Source organism: Archangium lipolyticum (genome assembly GCF_024623785.1).
In the GTDB taxonomy this organism is placed as follows: domain Bacteria; phylum Myxococcota; class Myxococcia; order Myxococcales; family Myxococcaceae; genus Archangium; species Archangium lipolyticum.
In genome coordinates this window covers 521438-536799 of record NZ_JANKBZ010000005.1, presented here as the reverse complement: position 1 = coordinate 536799, position 15362 = coordinate 521438, and the positions used below count along the sequence as shown (strand labels likewise).

Genomic DNA, 15362 nt, shown 5'->3' with positions numbered 1-15362 from the left:
TACTACCAGGCCATTCCCATGATGCCCGAAGACACGCTTCTGCCCTTGATGGCTCGATTCGTTGAATTGCTGGCCGAACAACCCGTTTTCCGGGAAGTTTTCGGTCCAATATGAGGGGATGGCTCAGCCCGGACATCACAGATATCCGCGCCTTCGTGCTGTTCGAGATCAAGCCGGACGATGAGGAGTCACGCAGGGAAGGAAGAGAACAGGCGGGGCGCTACCTGGCGGCGCTCAATGAGGTTGTTGAGCCTGCCAAGAAGCTCGCAGGAGGCACCGGCTTCGAAGGAGCCCTCCTCATCGAATTCGAGAACGGGGGAGCACTCTGGAAGTTGTCCTGGCGCACGCCAGAGCCTGGGGTAACTCTGTATCGCTGGAGCTACCGGCGTAAGAACCCCAATTCATCCTGGAGGGAGCGAGCGGCCCAGAAGGAAGAAGAGTTGCCCAGGGAAGAGGTAGAGCGACGCGGCGAGTTGGCCGGGCAGGCAATCTGGGCTGCCTATGAAGGGGGCGAACGTCCCAAGGGCTTCCAGGGTCAGGCCTACCTGCCTGTGGACTGCCGCTGAGCGGGCGGGAGGCGGCTGCCGCTCTTGGAGCGAGCAAAGTGGCTGGCGCTTGAGGAACACCTGACCGCTGTAGTACGGCGAAAAGCCATGACCACGGAACAGTCCCCGGTGCTTGAGTTTCCTGCGTGGCTCTACGGCACCACCGCCGCCATCCGCCGCAAGGTGAGAGCCGAGGGCCGCTGGTGGGCTCGGGAGTATCTCAAGACTGGTGCTTTTCCCCAGCCCCGGCAGATGAGCCAGGTGCCGCCCGGCGAGATCCTGGTGATGCACTCGGGGGCCGAATTCGACTTGAACCGCCCACGCTGGTGGATGCACATGTTCGTCGACGTCTTCATGAGCTTGGATGACGGTGTCCCTGAAGAGAAGCACCAGCGCATGGGGGACGAGTTCGAGTCCTTCTGCCTGGGCACTCCTTGGGGGGCTATCTACCATGCCGTGTCTCCGCCCCCGCTGCGGAGCGCTGAGCGCATGGCGAACCGGCTCGCCTCGATACTCCGCTTCTGGGATGTGCTCCAGGGTCCTCGCTACGCGTTCTGGTTCGGCAAGAAGTACACGCTGGAAGAGCTCATGGATGACATCTACCGCAAGACCCTGGACGCATGGTGCCCCGGAGGCCCTGCCTCGGTCCGCGAGCACATGGCCTTGACGGTAGAGCGCATGGCTCGCGCGAGCCGGGAGGATTGCATGAAGGCCGTGCTCCGGTTGATGCCTGTCCTGGTGGAGGAAGACGCCGAATTCAAGAACCGCGAGGTGCTCAGCGACCCGGGCTTCCTGCGCGAGCGCCTCTCCGCGCTTCCCTCGAAGGACTTCGAGGATTTCTCCAGCGCCTACAAATACACGGTGACCTTGCAGTTGGCTGCCTGGGACAGGGAGTTGGGGCGGCATTAGGCATCGGCTTCATGAGCCGTCAGCGTCCAATAGAATCGCTTGTTGTCCTTGCCCTTGTTGTCGAACTTCCTGATGCGCGCCCGTCCGATCTCGCGCATCGAGTGCACATGCGTTCCGCCGCAGGCTTGTGCATCGAACCCTTCGATTTCGACGATCCGCACCTTCCCATCCACGATCGGTGGGAGGACATTCAGGGTTCGAATGAGCTCGGGCCGCCCGCGGAACTCCTCTTCGCTGATGACCGAGGAGGTGACGGTGTGGCCGTGCTGGAGCACGTCATTGACGCGGCCCTCCAGCTCGGAAAGCTGCTCACGAGAGAAACCGGTCAGCTTGAAGTCGATGCGTGACTCCTCGGGACCGAGCTGCACGCCCGTGATGACACCCCCGAAATGTTGGCGCGCGACCGTATTGACGACGTGCATCAGGCCATGATGACGCATCAGTGCGTGTCTGTAGGACCAGTCGAGGGTTCCTCGCACGGCCTGGCCCGCCGCGAGCTCTCGCTCGATGCGGTGCCAGATCCGGCCCGCATCGTCCTCTCGGATTTCGGAGACCGCGATGGTGTCTCCCTCCAGGCTCAAGTGGCCGCGATCGCAGGGTTGACCGCCACCTCCCGGGTAGAAGGCCGTTCGTGACAGGACACACCATCCGTCCGCGCTCTCGAGTACCTCCGCGTTGAACTCACGTTGGTACGAGTCCTCGAGGAAGAGCCTGATCGTCATGAGGGGACGTCTCCTTGTTGGCGGAAAGGATGGCTGCTGGAGTCTTTCGTCCGCGCCCAGACGACGATCCGCCTGACTTCCTGACATCCGCGCGCCAGGCCAGGCGGTGCTGGCTCAGGGGAGCCGGAAGACGCGCAGGTTCTCTTCTCCCTTGCGCACGTAGACGAGGGCGTCGTGCGTCGCCAGGTAGAAGAAGCGGTTCTTGACGAGCTCGTGCCACCCGCCGAAGGCGCCGGCCTCGTACTCCGGCGCCTCGCGGAGCTCGAGGGTCACCGCGTCGATCTCGAAGGTCCGGTACTCGAAGCGCCCATCCCCGTCGCGGTCGTACGGGAACGCGGCGATGTAACGGTTGAGCGGTGGCACGTAGGTGAAGATCATTCCCTCGAAGTAATCGGTGTAGCAGCGTGAGAGCTCGAGGTCGTGCCCCAGGAGCAGGCGCTCCCACTTCCCCGTATCCATGTCGTACGTGATGAACTGCGGAGGGAAGGTGCCGTGTTGCGACTCCGGGTAGGGGAAGCTCACCAGCTTGCGACCGACCCTGACCATCTGGGCGAAAAACCACGCGGGGGGAGTGACGGTCTCCCAGTTCCAGGACTGGTCGTCGGTGTCGAAGGACCACCACCTCGAATAGCTGTAGTTCTCCGTGGGGCCGAAGAGGTAGCGGTGTTTCACCTCGTCCCAGAACGTCCAGCCGGACGAGCCGCCGTATCCGGTCGCCCCGTCGTAGGTGGCGCCCGGGGTGTTGAAGGGGTTGTGGCGCTTCCAGGTGTGGGTGGTCAGGCTGTAGCGCCACATCCGCCGGACGCCAAAGGCCACCTCCTGGAGGTCCGGGTTGTAGACAAGACCGTTGTACGTGTGGCGGGCCACCGGGTTGCCGGTCGACGCGGCGGGCCGGTCCGGGTCGAAGAACTCATCCGAGAAGACGTCGCTGTCCGGGTGGGCCTTGGCGTACGCCACGGCGGGAGGGTAGGTGCTGTACGTGTTCCCATAGGTGACGTCTGCCCAGTTCGCCGAGTTGTCGGGGAGCTGCTCGATGCTCCAGCGCATCTTCGCCATGTCGAAGCGGTAGAGGCCGTTGTTGGAGCTGTCGGCGTGCCCGCCGCCGAAGGCCCACCAGCGGGCGCGAGGCGCGTCGACCGCCACGCCGGAATAGGCGTTGATGACCGCGGCGATCCCTCCGGAGCCGAAATCCCGGAAGCCAGGAAGCGCCGCCTTGACGTCCGCGTCGAGCGAGGTGAGCGGCGTACCAGCGACCTCGATCCACCGCCCCTTGGGGACGAGCGCCCACGACACCTGGTTCACGAGTCCCTTCGCGTCACGCCCAGGGGTCCACACGTTGCCCTCGAGCTTGCCGGTGTCCGTGCCACTGCCCCAGGTGAAATCAGGAGGAGGCCCCGCGTCGGGACTTCCCGCGTCGGGTGGCGGATTCTCGTCGGACGGCTCATTCGAGGACGAGCTGCAGCCAGCGAGCACTCCCGCGACGGAGAGCGCCAGGAATAGAACCCAAGATGACGAACGTCGGCCCGGACGGACTGCGCTCATGCTCCACCCCTCGACAGGATTTCTGAACGGCTCCGCGGCGTGCGGAAGGCGCCCCTGTGAGCCTGCCCCGACTCGTGGCCGCGGTCATCCTATTGCGCACTGTGGCCAGGAGCACTGGACGAGACTGCGTGACGAGGCCCTGGCCGGGCTTCTCCGCGCCCTCCTCAGCTGATGGTGGTGACGAGACCTCCCTCGGCACGGAGCACCGCGCCGTTCGTCGCGGCGGACAGGGGGCTGGCCAGATAGGCGACCAGGCTGGCGATCTCCCCCGGATCGATCATCCGCTGCAGGAGCGAGGCCGGCCGGTGCCTGGCGAAGAACTCGGTCACGATCTTATCGGCCGGGGCCTCGGGCTCACTGGACACGCTGCGCAGGAAGTCGACGATGCCCTCCGAGTGCGTGGGTCCCGGTAGCACCGAGTTGACCGTCACCTTCGTGCCCTTCGTCAGGTTGGCGAGACCCCGCGAGATGGAGAGCTGCGCCGTCTTGGTCGTCGCGTAGTGGATCATGTCCGGAGGAATGGTGAGCGCGGACTCGCTGGAGATGAAGATGATGCGTCCCCAGTTGCGCTTCAGCATGCCCGGGAAGTAGGCCCGCGACAGCCGCACGCCGCTCATCACATTGATGTTGATGTAGGAAAGCCAGTCGGCATCGGAGATCTCGGCGAAGGGCTTGCTCTCGTAGATGCCCAGGTTGTTGACGAGAATGTCGACGTCGCTCGCCTCCTTCTGGATCAAGGCCGCGCCCTCGGCGGTCGCCGCATCCGCCAGCACGCCGCGGATGTGCTTGCCGCCGGAGGAGCGGATGTCCTCCACCGCCTGGTCGAGTTTGGCCCGCGCGCGGCCGGTGATGATGACCTCGGCGCCCTCGACAGCCAGCGTCCGCGCGATCTCGAGGCCGATGCCGGCCGTGGCGCCAGTGACCAGCGCGGTCTTCTTGTTCAATTGCAGGTCCATGAGAACTCCCAGTCGGGTTTGAGGAAGGGGCGGCGTGAGCCGTGCCGTGATGCAGACGGAATAACCCTTGCGTGCCGGGATGAACATTCACAGGATGGTTGCAATACTTGTGAACGGGATTCACGAATGGCGCGCATCCTCATGGAGCGCTCCGGCGAACTGGAGGTCTTCCTGCGGGTGGTGCAGGAGGGGGGATTCTCCGCGGCCGCTAGGAGCGTGGGACTCACCCCCTCGGCGGTCAGCAAGCTCATCACCCGGCTGGAGAGCCGTCTTGGCGCCCGCCTCTTCATGCGGACGACCCGCGCGCTGAGCCTCACCGAGGAAGGTGAAGCCTACTACCGGGCGGGACAGCGCATTCTCCAGGAGTTGAACGAGGCCGAGCAGGCCGCCGCCGCGGGCGCGGTGCGGGGCCGCCTGCGCGTCAATGCGTCGATTCCCTTTGGCTCCCAGTTCGTCGTCCCCGCCCTACCCGCCTTCCTCGCGCGCTACCCCGACGTCATCGTGGATCTCAGCTTGACCGATGACGTGGTCGACCTGCTCGCCCAGAAGACCGATGTCGCCATTCGCACGGGCGACCTGCCCGACAGCGCGCTGCTCGCGCACAAGCTCGGGCAGAGCCGCCGCGTCATCTGCGCCTCACCCGCCTACCTCCAGCGCAAGGGCACGCCGAAAACGCCAGACGAGCTTCGACGCCACGACTGCGTGACCTTCAACTTCCGGCGCGCCCGCAGTGGCTGGCCCTTCCGGGAGGCGGGCGGCATCACTCAACAGGTCGTCGCGGGAAGCGTGCAGGTGAACAACGGCGAGACCCTGAAGCAGATGCTCCTGAACGGGGTGGGCATCGGCCGCCTGGGCCTGTGGCATGTGGCCGCGGAGCTCGAGGCCGGGCGCCTCGTCCCCCTGCTGGAGAAATACAATCCGGGCGACCTGGAGCAGATCCACGCCGTCCACGTAGGAGGCGGGCAGGTCCCGCACCGCGTGCGTGCCTTCATCCGCCACATGGTGGACACGATGAAGGCCTCGCCGCTGGCGGGTGGGTCCCGGTGAGCCGAAGGCGCGACCTCGAGCACGGCCACCGCGAGCCGTGCCGGGCCTCAAGGGGTGGAGCGCCCGCCAATTTCCGGGAAGCGCTCGTAGGCAGTGCAGAGGAACAGCGCAGGGTCATCGGCGTCGTGAGCGCGAGGGCGGATCTCGGTCGCCATAAAGAACGAAGGCGGGGCTGAGGGGCAGGGGGGCGTGCGGGATGAGCGTCTCGACGAGGAAGCCATTGTCGCAGTACTCTGCGGCCTCGCCGCCGAACACCAGGCGCACTGCCTCCGCCTTCACGTCCCCGCTCAGGAACGAGGCGTCCTGGCCAGCCACCATCGCGAGCACCACGTAGGCCGGGTGGGCGCGCCACCGGGTGAGGAGCCCTCCAGGGTACTGGCGCGTGAATGTTTCTCCGCCCACAGCCGCGAGCCAGGCTCGGAGCGCCTCCTCCTCTGGCCCCGAAGAGGCTATCTCTGACACCCACAGATCCGGCCAGCGCTCGCGAGCGAGCCGGGCTGCGGGGCCCGGGTCGACGCGTCGGAAGCACACCTCCAGCCGCTCCATGGGCGGCTCCGCTCCTCGCCACAGGCGCTGCCAGTTGTGGCTGCCGCCCAGGCCCGACTGCTCGAAGCTCCCCCGCGCATCCGCCTCGAACAGGAACTCCTCGGTGCTATCGTAGAGGTTGTACTGGAAACCCACCGTGCCGAGCTGCTCGGTGAGGCGCGCCAGGAGCGGTGCCTCCCCTTCCATGAGCAATTCGTAGGGCGCGCTCCGCAGGGCGCACCAGCCCGGCAAGGCGAGAAAGCCCGCGAGACCCCAGCGGGGGACGTCCTCGCCATGCCCGTACTGCATCGGATCGTAGGGCTCGGGCGTGCGCGGCGGGGGACGCACCTGGTGGCGCCCGGCCTCCTCGAGCAGCCGCTCCACCGCCGCTTCGAGCCGCCCGAGATCCGCCGTCTGCACGAAGGCGACGTTCATCCATTTTCCCATGGGACACCTCGGCTTTCCCCGTCCGCATCACCCGCCAGGCCGGGGGCCAGGAGTCTGGCGTCAACAGACCGGAGAGTGGAAGAGGATGGAAGCGACGGATGCTGTGAAGCAGGTCGGGCTCTGCCCGGCCGTCCGCAACGACATCCTCCAGGCAGACGTAGTTGGCGACGAGCGCGGGGAATGCCTCATCCGGCAGCAGGCCGATGGCGCGGTCCAGCCAGACACGAAGCCCGGTGCCAGCTACGTCTTCCAACCTGGTCAGCTGATAGGTCCTCGCAGTCCGTTCGGAGTATGCCAGCACGCCTCGACAACGACGAGCTCAGTAGGAAGCCCCCAAGGGAACCGCATACCTCCTGGTGCATGGGCTCGGTTCCGTGCGAGCAATGGGGCTGGGCCTCGGGCATGAGGGAGGCCAGCGAGGAGCACGCATGGACGAGCAGGAGAAGCCCGAGTCGCGCCGGGAGGAAGCGGAGCAGTTGGGGCCGTACCAACTCCAGGAGCAGGTGCCGCAGGACGAACACAGCCAGGGGGAGCTCTACCGGGCCACGCACGAGACGAGCGGGGCGCCGGCCCTGGTGCTCAAGCCCGCCGCCAGGGATGAGGGGCGGACGGGGCCGCTGAGCGACCTGCGGGTCCGCATCATCACCTCGGCCTCGCCTGGCTACGACGCCATGGAGGTGGAGCAGACCCCGTGGTCCGTGGCTCCCGACAGGCAATCGGTGGAGTCGCTGGTGTCCACCTTGGAGGATGTGCACGAAGCCGTGGGGCGCATGGCTCGCGCATTCACCGCCGAGTCCGGACCTCGCCGCCTCCGGTGGCACCCGGGATGGGGACTGGCGGGGGCCGCCGCGGTGGGCGCCCTGCTCTTCGCCCTGTTTCGTCTGTCTTCAGTATCCCAACTTCCGAGCGGTCCGGAGCCTGTAGCGAATGCCCCGCCAGCGCCCGTGAGCCACGGTGACCAAGGCGGACCGAAAGCCACTGGAATGCCGGACCCCGTCAACGACGGTTGGCTCGCGGACAGCACGTCCCAGGGAGAACACGTGCTCGCCCGACCACTCCCGCAAGAGCCCTTCAAAGGACAGAAACGTCCACCCTGCACGCGCTACACCGAGGTCGAGCTCATCGGTGCCTGCTGGGTGCCTCACGAGCTGAAGGCCCCCTGCCCGGATAACCTCTATGAGCACCAGGGCAAGTGCTACTTGCCCATCTTCAGCGTGAAGCCGCCACCCCAGTCTCTCGGGCAGTGAGCGCGTGAGGTTCGTGTGCCCTGCGCCCGGGGCTGGCTCATCAGTGCCCGCTTTCCGGGGCCGGGCTGACCTGGTAGTGAGGGCGGCGGAACACCCGAGCGCCAATCGCTAGACGCAGCGCCTGGATGCCCTGGGAAGTCCCCTGTCAGTCCGCGCTCGAAGCCCAGGCGATCAGGGCTCCGATGAGGAAGACAGCGCCGAGCACGATGGCGAGCGCCCGGTTCTCGTCCGAGCGCCTCGCACTGCCCGTGTTCTGAAGGGGAGCGTCCGGCGGTGGCGGTGGCGGCTCCGGAGGGCGCTCCTCCATCAGCCTGGGCAGGAAGCGAATCCCAAGGGCCGCGAGGATGAGCAGGGCCGCGGTGACGCAGTTGATTTCCATCCCCGAGCGCAGCACGACGGAACAGCCCATCAGGGAGATGACGTCCATGATGCTCCTTCCCATCCTGGCGGATGCACCGAGCCACGAAGGAGGGGCGATGTCGACATGGGCCGACATGGGACGCAAGGGCCACCGTGCTGCTGGCCCGCCCTCTTTCAGGGCGGGCCCTCACGCGCTTCAGCCGCCTACCCGAGCCTCAGCGTCCGCGCTGGGACTCGCGCTTCTCCAGCTCCAGGATCTCCTCCACCACCTGCGGCTCGGCCAGCGTGGTGGTGTCTCCCAGGCTGTCCGTCTGGCCCTCGGCCACCTTGCGCAGGATGCGGCGCATGATCTTCCCCGAGCGCGTCTTCGGCAGCCCGCTCACCACCCGGATGCGATCCGGCGTCGCCAGCGGCCCGATGATGCGGCGCACCTGCTCCTTCAGCGCCCCCACCAGCTGCTCCGGGTTCATCTCCTGCCCGCTCGGCTTCACCGTCACGTACGCGCAGATGCCCGTGCCCTTGATGTCGTGCGGGAAGCCCACCACCGCGGCCTCCGCCACCACATCGTGCGCCACCAGCGCGCTCTCGATCTCCGCCGTGCCCAGCCGGTGGCCGGACACGTTGAGCACGTCGTCCACGCGGCCGGTAATCCAGTAGTAGCCGTCCTCGTCCCGGCGGCAGCCGTCACCCGTGAAGTACATGCCCGGGTACGCCGAGAAGTACGTCTCGCGGAAGCGCCGGTGGTCTCCCCAGATGGTGCGCGCCTGGCCCGGCCACGGCCGCTTGAGGCACAGGTTGCCCGAGACGTCGTTGCCCTGGATCTCCTGGCCCTTCTCGTCCACCAGCACCGGCTCGATGCCGAAGAACGGCAGCGTGGCGCTACCGGGCTTGGTCGGCGTGGCGCCGGGCAGCGGCGTGATGAGGATGCCGCCCGTCTCCGTCTGCCACCACGTATCCACCACGTCGCAGCGGCCCTCGCCCACCACGTCGTGGTACCAGCGCCACACCTCGGGGTTGATGGGCTCGCCCACGCTGCCCAGAATCCTCAGGCTCTTGCGCGAGGACTTCTTCACCCACTGGTCTCCCTCGCGGATGAGCGCGCGCAGCGCCGTGGGCGACGTGTAGAGGATGGTCGCCTTCAGGTCGTCCACCACCTGCCACATGCGGCTCGCGTCCGGGTACATCGGCGTGGACTCGAACATGACCGTCGTCACGCCGTTGAGCAGCGGGCCGTAGATGAGATAGCTGTGGCCGGTGATCCACCCCACGTCGGCGGTGCAGAAGTAGATGTCGTCCGGACGGATGTCGAAGACGTACTCGTGCGTCATGGCCGCGTAGACGAGGTATCCCGCGGTGGTGTGCATCACGCCCTTGGGCTTGCCCGTGCTGCCCGAGGTGTAGAGGATGAAGAGCGGATCCTCGCTGGACATCCACTCCACCGGACAGGTGGAGCGGTACTTGACCATCTCGTCCTCGAGCCACTTGTCGCGGCCGGCCTTCATGGCCACGGAGGTGCCGGTGCGGCGGCTGACGAGCACCGTCTCCACCTGGGTGAGGCCGTCGATCGCCTGGTCGACGATCGTCTTGAGGGCCACGGCCTTGGGACCGCGCGGCGCCTCGTTGGCGGTGACGACGATGCGCGCCCCCGAGTCGAGGATGCGGTCACGCAGGGAGTCGGCGGAGAAGCCGGCGAACACCACCGAGTGCACCGCGCCGATGCGCGCGCACGCCAGCATGGTGTAGGCCACCGCGGGCGACATGGGCATGTAGATGCAGACACGGTCCCCCTTCTGCACGCCGTTCGCCTTGAGCACGTTGGCCACGCGCGCCACCTGGTGCTTCAGCTCGCGGTAGGTGATGCGCTGGTACTGCCCCGGCTCGTTGCCGGCCCAGATGATGGCCACCTTGTCCGGGTGCTTCTGAAGGTGCCGGTCCACCGCGTTGTGGCAGGCGTTGAGCCGGCCACCGCCGTACCAGGAGAAGTCCACCTCCTGCAGGTCCACGTCGAGCACGTTCGTCGGCGCGTGGAACCAGTCGAGCCGCTTCGCCTGCTCACCCCAGAAGCCAACGGGGTCCTCGATGCTCTGGCGATAGAGTCGGCGATACTCGTCGAGACTCTTCACGCGGGCCTGCGCGGTGATGGGCTCCTTCGGCGCGAAAAGCATGGTGTTTCCCCCAGGGGTCGGGATGGGTTTGGATGGGGCACCTCGCAAGGCAAGCCTCGTGCCCCATGTGGAAAGCCCGTGATTCCAGCAGGTTGCACCAGGAAGGCAAGGAACCGAGACGTCACGTGCGGAAACGGGCGTTACCTTCCGTAACATACCGGGCACATGACGCATCGTTTCATTCGAGCCACCCCGTGAAACCCAACCTCCGCGTCTACGCCTTTCGGCTGCGCAACAGCTGGAAGTTCACGTTGCTGGTGACGGTGCTCGCCACGGTCTGCGCCGCGCTCTGCCAGAAGTACGACCTGTTGAACATGGGCGATGCCGAGCGCGCCTCCTATGACCAGGGCCTCACCTTCTTCACGAAGGGGCAGCCGCGCTCCCAGGACGTCGTCATCGTCGGCATCGACGACAAGACGCTCCAGGGCATCCGCGACAACGAGCGGTACGTCCGCAACTACGGCGTCTATCCGTACTCGCGCAACCTCTGGGCGCGCGTCTTCGAGCACCTGGTGGACGAGGGCGCGCGCGCCATCGTCTTCGACGGTGTGATGGACGAGCGCGGCACCGACGAGAGCAATGATCTCGCCCTGGCGCAGGTGCTGGAGGAGCGTGGCATCCCCCTCACGCTCGGCTTCAGCGTCAACGCGGGCCAGCCCGCCCTCCCTCGGGTACAGCCGGTCAACCGGCTCCCCCGCGGGCCCACGCCGCCATCCGCTCCCCCGCCGGACGTGCGCTCCGCCAGCACGTCCGAGGAGGACTTCGTCGAGGTGGTGCCCTCGGGAGGGGTCACCGGGGAGGACTTCGTCGAGATGGAGGGGCCCCCCGCCCTGTCGCCGGAGGAGGTGGCGCGAGCGCTCGCATTCCCCCTGAACCATCCAGGCCTCACCCTGCCCTCGCTGGGGCAGCGGTCGAGCGACAAGGGGGAGCGGCTCATGCGCCACCCGGTGCCGCCCCTGCCGGGACTGGTGCGGACCACGCCGGGCTTCGGGCTCGTGGTGCTGGAGGAGGACGAGGACGGGCGCCTGCGCCGCACCCGCTTCGCGTACTCGGACGGCACCAACACCTACGCCACGCTGTCGGTGGCCGCGGTGGCGGACATCCTCGGTGCCGAGCGCGTCGAGCTGACGCCGGGCCGGCTGAGGATTGGCTCCCGCGAGCTGCCCATCAATCCGGACGGCAGCGCCGGGCTGGACTTCGGCGGCGCGTGGAAGGACCGGTTCGAGGCGATCAGCGTGTACGCGGTGCTGGAGGACTGGGCGCGCCAGGAGGAGCACCGGACGAAGGGCACGCCCTACGTGCCCGTCATCCCCGAGGGCACGTTCCGAGACAAGGTGGTGCTGGTGGGTGGGCTCTCCGTGGGCACCGGCGACGTGAAGGCCACGCCCTTCCAGAGCGAAGCCCCCGGTCTCGTCAAGCACGCGGTGATGCTGGAGGCGCTCCTGTCCGGCGGCTTCATCACCGAGGCCCCCTTCTGGGTCTCGCTCCTGCTCACCTTCTTCGTGGCGCTCCTGTCCGTGGTCCTCATCACGCTCGCCCGCTCGCCACTGCTGGAGATCGCCTGGCCGCTGCTGCTCTACTTCGGCTTCTTCCTCGTCACCGGCGTGTTCCTCGAGTACGGCCAGGTGCACGTGCTCAACGCCATGCCCACCTACGCGGGAGAGTTCGCCTCACTGTCGGCGGTGGCCTTCAACCACATGTTCGCCAACCGCGAGCGCGAGCGGCTGCGCGAGGCCTTCAACCGCTTCCTGGACAAGACGCTGGTGGATCAGCTCGTGGAGCAGCAGAAGCTGCCCTCGCTGGAAGGTGAGACGCGCGAAATCACCGCCTTCTTCTCCGACATCCGCGGCTTCTCCTCCTTCAGCGAGCGATTCAAGGACGACCCGAAGGCGCTGGTGGCCCTGCTCAACCGCTACCTCACCCGGGTCAGCTCCGTGCTGATGGCGCACGGGGCCTGCCTGGACAAGTACATCGGCGACGCGGTGGTGTGTCTCTTCGGCGCGCCGCTGGACATGAAGGACCACGCGGTCCGCGCCTGCCACGCCGCGCTCGCCGTGCGCGCCGAGGTGGACGCGCTCCGCGCCGAACTCCAGAAGGAGGGCCTGCCGGACGTCTACACCCGCATCGGCCTCAACTCCGCGGACATGTTCGTGGGCAACTTCGGCAGCGAGCACCTGCTCGACTACACCGCCATCGGGGACGGCATGAACCTGGCCTCCCGGTTGGAGGGCGCCAACAAGGCCTATGACACCGTCATCATGATCGGCCCGCGCACCTACGAGCTGGCGCGCGGACACATCGAGGCGCGGGAGCTGGACCGGGTGCGGGTGGCGGGCAAGGCGGAGGCGGTGACCGTGTACGAGCTGCTGGCCCGCGCCGGAGAGCTGCCCGCGGCGAAGCGCGCCACCGTGGAGCGCTACCACCGGGCGCTCGCGCTCTACCGGGAGGCCCGCTTCGCGGAGTCGTCTCACGAGCTGAGAGAGGCGCTCACGGCGGACCCCGAGGACGGCCCCAGCCGGGCGCTCCTTGCGCGTTGTGAGCGTTACGCATTGAATCCCCCCGCCCTGCCCTTCGATGGCGTGGCGAGCCTGGAGAAGTGACCATGAGCCGTCAGAGACGTCCCGCGCTGCTGGCGCTGGTGTGCATGATGACCGGAGGCACGGCCCTGGCCGTGTCTCCTCCCAATGGCACGCTGTACATCAAGGCGAAGAACACCCACTTGAAGGCGTCGAGCAGCCCCACCGCGAACACGCTCGAGGTGCTGCAACCCGGCAAGGCGGTCACCTACACGGGCCGGGTCGCCGGCACACCGTGGTGCAAGGTGCGGGTCGCCCTGGACAAGAAGCCCTCCGTCGAGGGGTTCATCTATCAGGCCAACCTCGCCGTCTCGCCGCCCTCGATGGAGGTGACGAGCAAGAACCCGGGCAAGCCGCTGTCTCCGGAGGCGTTCGCGTCCTCGGCGGCGGCCATCAAGGCCCTGGGGCCCGGGGCCATCACGTACGGCAAGACGCTGAAGAAACCCGAGAGCGTCGGGCAGCTCATCGAGCTCGAGCAGCTCGCCGCCTCCATCGACGACGCGCAGGTGGCCGAGTACGCCCGGATGGGCGGGCTCCCCGAGGTGGTGGGTGACTCCAAGGTGGCGAAGGCGTCGACGAAGAAGGGAAGCAAGCGATGAACAGGCGCCGATGGCCACTCCTCGTGTCGTGTCTGTTCCTGTGCGGATTCGGGACCTGCAAACAGTACCTGGCCTCCCAACAGGAAGCGGACCGCCGCGCCGACGAGATGCAGAAGGAGTGCGACGCGATGAAGAATCGCGTCATCTCCTTCGAGGAGGAGCAATCCTTCGGAGGAGCGGTGAGCGTCAACTGGGTGAGCCGGGGCGGAGGGCTCACCACCCACCGGGACGCCCACGCGCTGCACGTCCAGCTCAACAAGATCGGGAAGAACCTGGCGGCGCAGTCCAGCCGGCCGACCCTGCCCTGGACGTTCGGAGTGCTCCAGTCCGAGGGAGTCAACGCGGTGAGCGGACCGGGCGGCTACGTCTTCGTCTCCGAGGGGCTGCTCGCACAGCTGGACAACGAGGCCCAGCTCGCGGGCGTGCTGGCGCATGAGATCGCCCACATCACTGGCAAGCACGCCCTGCACGAGTACCAGGACTATCTGCTGAGTGAATGCGAGGGCGCGGTGCGTGCCGAGCGGGCGAGCGCACTGAAGGAGACGGCGTCCCAAGCGGTTGCCGAGGGCGCGCGGCAGGTGAAGAAGGGCGTCGGCTCCGAGGTTCAGGAGCTCTCGCGGATGCTCGCCATTCCCGAGTTGCGTGACGCGTTCACGAAGCTCGGGTCCCAGATGGAGGGATTCAAGTTCGATGACCTCAGCAAGGAGTTCATCCAGGCCATCACCAACGGCTTCGTCGCGCGAATCACCGAGAAGGGCTTCCGCCAGGAGGACGAGTTCGCCGCCGACACCGAGGCCGTGGAGTTGATGGCGGCCGCGGGCTACGCCCCCGAGGAGTACGTGGCCTTCCTGTCGAAGCTGCCGGACAGCGGGCTCTCCACCGCCCACCCGAGCAAGCAGAAGCGGCAGTCCAGGTTGACCGAGCATCTGAAGAAGCTGCGCAAGAGCGCCACGGATGACGAGTTCACCACCTCCGTGGACCTCTCCCAGACGAAGGTCGTGCCCCTGCGCGATACGCTCCAGTCCCGGCGCACGGGCACCACCGCTCATTCGAACTGAGCGGCGGCCCCGAGCCGGCCGGGCTCCAGGTTCAGGAAGTGGAACCGCGCGACGTAGCCCGTCCCCTTGGGGCTGCACGCATACAGCCCCGCGTTGGCCATCACCCCTGGTCCGTCCTCGTGCAGGTGCGCCATGCGGATCTGTGACCAGCGGGTGCCGTCCAGGGACGTCTCCACGAGGTAGTCCGCGCCCTCCCGGCGGATGCGGAAGGACACCTCGTCCACCTCCTGGGGCAGGTCCTGGGTGGCCCAGTCCGAGTACCCCTGGTTCGTCACCACGGAGCCCAGGCGGTTGGGGCCGTGCGGCTCGAACTCCACCGAGGTCTTCAGCCAACAGTCCGGAGAGAAGCGCACCATCAATCCCGCCTGGTCGTACTGGTGCACCGGCTGGAAACGAACGCGCGTGACGAGCACGAAGTCCCCCTCCACCCGCGCGTGGAGGAAGTGCCCGTTGTCCACCTGGAAGCCATAGTGCGTGCGCTGCCAGTAGTCCGTCGATGCATCGGGAGTGAGCACGAGCCCCGGCTGCCCGGGCCGCACGGACCATTGCTTCGGCTCGTGGAACCAGCGCAGGCGCGGCTCGAGGGAGGGGCTCGTGAAGGACTCTCGAAGGGGCTGGAAGGAGGCGGTCATGGTGGTGGAGGAGTGGAGCCTATGGGAAGGGC

At 67.2% G+C, this 15362-nt stretch carries 14 protein-coding genes; 7 read left to right on the top strand and 7 right to left on the bottom strand.

Annotated features, from left to right (window positions below; all coding sequences use genetic code 11):
- Nucleotides 1-110 precede the first annotated feature (110 nt).
- Together NR810_RS15035 and NR810_RS15030 are read left to right on the top strand one after the other, a co-directional pair.
- Nucleotides 111-566, top strand: coding sequence for a hypothetical protein (locus tag NR810_RS15035; RefSeq protein ID WP_257453234.1), 456 nt, complete (start codon nt 111-113; stop codon nt 564-566).
- Nucleotides 567-653: 87 nt separating this feature from the next.
- Nucleotides 654-1454, top strand: coding sequence for a hypothetical protein (locus tag NR810_RS15030; protein ID WP_257453233.1), 801 nt, complete (start codon nt 654-656; stop codon nt 1452-1454).
- On the opposite strand, the gene NR810_RS15025 is transcribed toward NR810_RS15030, so the two are convergent.
- From NR810_RS15025 to NR810_RS15015, 3 genes are all read right to left on the bottom strand, one after another.
- A complete protein-coding gene (locus NR810_RS15025) occupies nt 1451-2176 on the bottom strand; it encodes an alanyl-tRNA editing protein (protein WP_257453232.1) in 726 nt (241 codons plus the stop codon). The genes NR810_RS15030 and NR810_RS15025 overlap by 4 nt on opposite strands.
- A gap of 114 nt (nt 2177-2290) precedes the next feature.
- Nucleotides 2291-3718 carry a hypothetical protein gene (locus tag NR810_RS15020; RefSeq protein ID WP_257453231.1) on the bottom strand — a complete coding sequence of 476 codons (1428 nt, stop codon included), beginning with the start codon at nt 3716-3718 and terminating at the stop codon, nt 2291-2293.
- 164 nt (nt 3719-3882) lie between these two features.
- Nucleotides 3883-4674, bottom strand: a complete 792-nt coding sequence (locus NR810_RS15015) for an SDR family NAD(P)-dependent oxidoreductase (protein WP_257453230.1) — start codon at nt 4672-4674, stop codon at nt 3883-3885.
- Nucleotides 4675-4800: 126 nt separating this feature from the next.
- On the opposite strand from NR810_RS15015, the gene NR810_RS15010 reads away from it, so the two are divergent.
- Complete coding sequence (locus tag NR810_RS15010) at nt 4801-5721, top strand: LysR family transcriptional regulator (protein WP_257453229.1); 921 nt, start codon at nt 4801-4803, stop codon at nt 5719-5721.
- A gap of 114 nt (nt 5722-5835) precedes the next feature.
- Here NR810_RS15010 and NR810_RS15005 read toward each other — a convergent pair whose 3' ends face one another.
- Nucleotides 5836-6681, bottom strand: a complete 846-nt coding sequence (locus NR810_RS15005) for a hypothetical protein (RefSeq protein WP_257453227.1) — start codon at nt 6679-6681, stop codon at nt 5836-5838.
- A 440-nt stretch (nt 6682-7121) separates the two neighbouring features.
- Here NR810_RS15005 and NR810_RS15000 point away from each other — a divergent pair, with 440 nt between their 5' ends.
- Nucleotides 7122-7940 carry a hypothetical protein gene (locus NR810_RS15000; protein ID WP_257453226.1) on the top strand — a complete coding sequence of 273 codons (819 nt, stop codon included), beginning with the start codon at nt 7122-7124 and terminating at the stop codon, nt 7938-7940.
- A 145-nt stretch (nt 7941-8085) separates the two neighbouring features.
- On the opposite strand, the gene NR810_RS14995 is transcribed toward NR810_RS15000, so the two are convergent.
- Together NR810_RS14995 and acs are read right to left on the bottom strand one after the other, a co-directional pair.
- Nucleotides 8086-8367, bottom strand: a complete 282-nt coding sequence (locus NR810_RS14995; protein ID WP_257453225.1) for a hypothetical protein — start codon at nt 8365-8367, stop codon at nt 8086-8088.
- A gap of 148 nt (nt 8368-8515) precedes the next feature.
- Nucleotides 8516-10465, bottom strand: coding sequence for an acetate--CoA ligase (acs, locus tag NR810_RS14990; RefSeq protein WP_257453224.1), 1950 nt, complete (start codon nt 10463-10465; stop codon nt 8516-8518).
- A 194-nt stretch (nt 10466-10659) separates the two neighbouring features.
- Between acs and NR810_RS14985 the strand changes: the two genes are divergently transcribed.
- From NR810_RS14985 to NR810_RS14975, 3 genes are read left to right on the top strand one after another with little or no spacing between them, the layout of a single operon-like run.
- Nucleotides 10660-13065: an adenylate/guanylate cyclase domain-containing protein gene (locus NR810_RS14985; protein ID WP_257453222.1), complete on the top strand. Its 2406-nt coding sequence runs from the start codon at nt 10660-10662 to the stop codon at nt 13063-13065.
- A 2-nt stretch (nt 13066-13067) separates the two neighbouring features.
- Entirely contained in the window at nt 13068-13640 is a 573-nt protein-coding gene (locus NR810_RS14980; protein ID WP_257453220.1) for an SH3 domain-containing protein, read from the top strand.
- On the top strand, nt 13637-14698 hold the full coding sequence (locus NR810_RS14975) for a M48 family metalloprotease (protein WP_257453217.1): 1062 nt from the start codon (nt 13637-13639) through the stop codon (nt 14696-14698). The genes NR810_RS14980 and NR810_RS14975 overlap by 4 nt, the downstream gene beginning before the upstream one ends.
- Here NR810_RS14975 and NR810_RS14970 read toward each other — a convergent pair.
- Nucleotides 14686-15330, bottom strand: a complete 645-nt coding sequence (locus NR810_RS14970; RefSeq protein ID WP_257453213.1) for a DUF1349 domain-containing protein — start codon at nt 15328-15330, stop codon at nt 14686-14688. The two genes, NR810_RS14975 and NR810_RS14970, sit on opposite strands and share 13 nt — an antisense overlap.
- Nucleotides 15331-15362 lie beyond the last annotated feature (32 nt).

Excerpts from the sequence above, each read along its gene's own strand:
- NR810_RS15035 (WP_257453234.1), top strand. The coding sequence starts at position 111 with ATGAGGGGATGGCTCAGCCCGGACATCACAGATATCCGCGCCTTCGTG.
- NR810_RS15030 (WP_257453233.1), top strand. The coding sequence starts at position 654 with ATGACCACGGAACAGTCCCCGGTGCTTGAGTTTCCTGCGTGGCTCTAC.
- NR810_RS15025 (WP_257453232.1), bottom strand. The coding sequence starts at position 2,176 with ATGACGATCAGGCTCTTCCTCGAGGACTCGTACCAACGTGAGTTCAAC.
- NR810_RS15020 (WP_257453231.1), bottom strand. The coding sequence starts at position 3,718 with ATGAGCGCAGTCCGTCCGGGCCGACGTTCGTCATCTTGGGTTCTATTC.
- NR810_RS15015 (WP_257453230.1), bottom strand. The coding sequence starts at position 4,674 with ATGGACCTGCAATTGAACAAGAAGACCGCGCTGGTCACTGGCGCCACG.
- NR810_RS15010 (WP_257453229.1), top strand. The coding sequence starts at position 4,801 with ATGGCGCGCATCCTCATGGAGCGCTCCGGCGAACTGGAGGTCTTCCTG.
- NR810_RS15005 (WP_257453227.1), bottom strand. The coding sequence starts at position 6,681 with ATGAACGTCGCCTTCGTGCAGACGGCGGATCTCGGGCGGCTCGAAGCG.
- NR810_RS15000 (WP_257453226.1), top strand. The coding sequence starts at position 7,122 with ATGGACGAGCAGGAGAAGCCCGAGTCGCGCCGGGAGGAAGCGGAGCAG.
- NR810_RS14995 (WP_257453225.1), bottom strand. The coding sequence starts at position 8,367 with ATGGACGTCATCTCCCTGATGGGCTGTTCCGTCGTGCTGCGCTCGGGG.
- acs (WP_257453224.1), bottom strand. The coding sequence starts at position 10,465 with ATGCTTTTCGCGCCGAAGGAGCCCATCACCGCGCAGGCCCGCGTGAAG.
- NR810_RS14980 (WP_257453220.1), top strand. The coding sequence starts at position 13,068 with ATGAGCCGTCAGAGACGTCCCGCGCTGCTGGCGCTGGTGTGCATGATG.
- NR810_RS14975 (WP_257453217.1), top strand. The coding sequence starts at position 13,637 with ATGAACAGGCGCCGATGGCCACTCCTCGTGTCGTGTCTGTTCCTGTGC.
- NR810_RS14970 (WP_257453213.1), bottom strand. The coding sequence starts at position 15,330 with ATGACCGCCTCCTTCCAGCCCCTTCGAGAGTCCTTCACGAGCCCCTCC.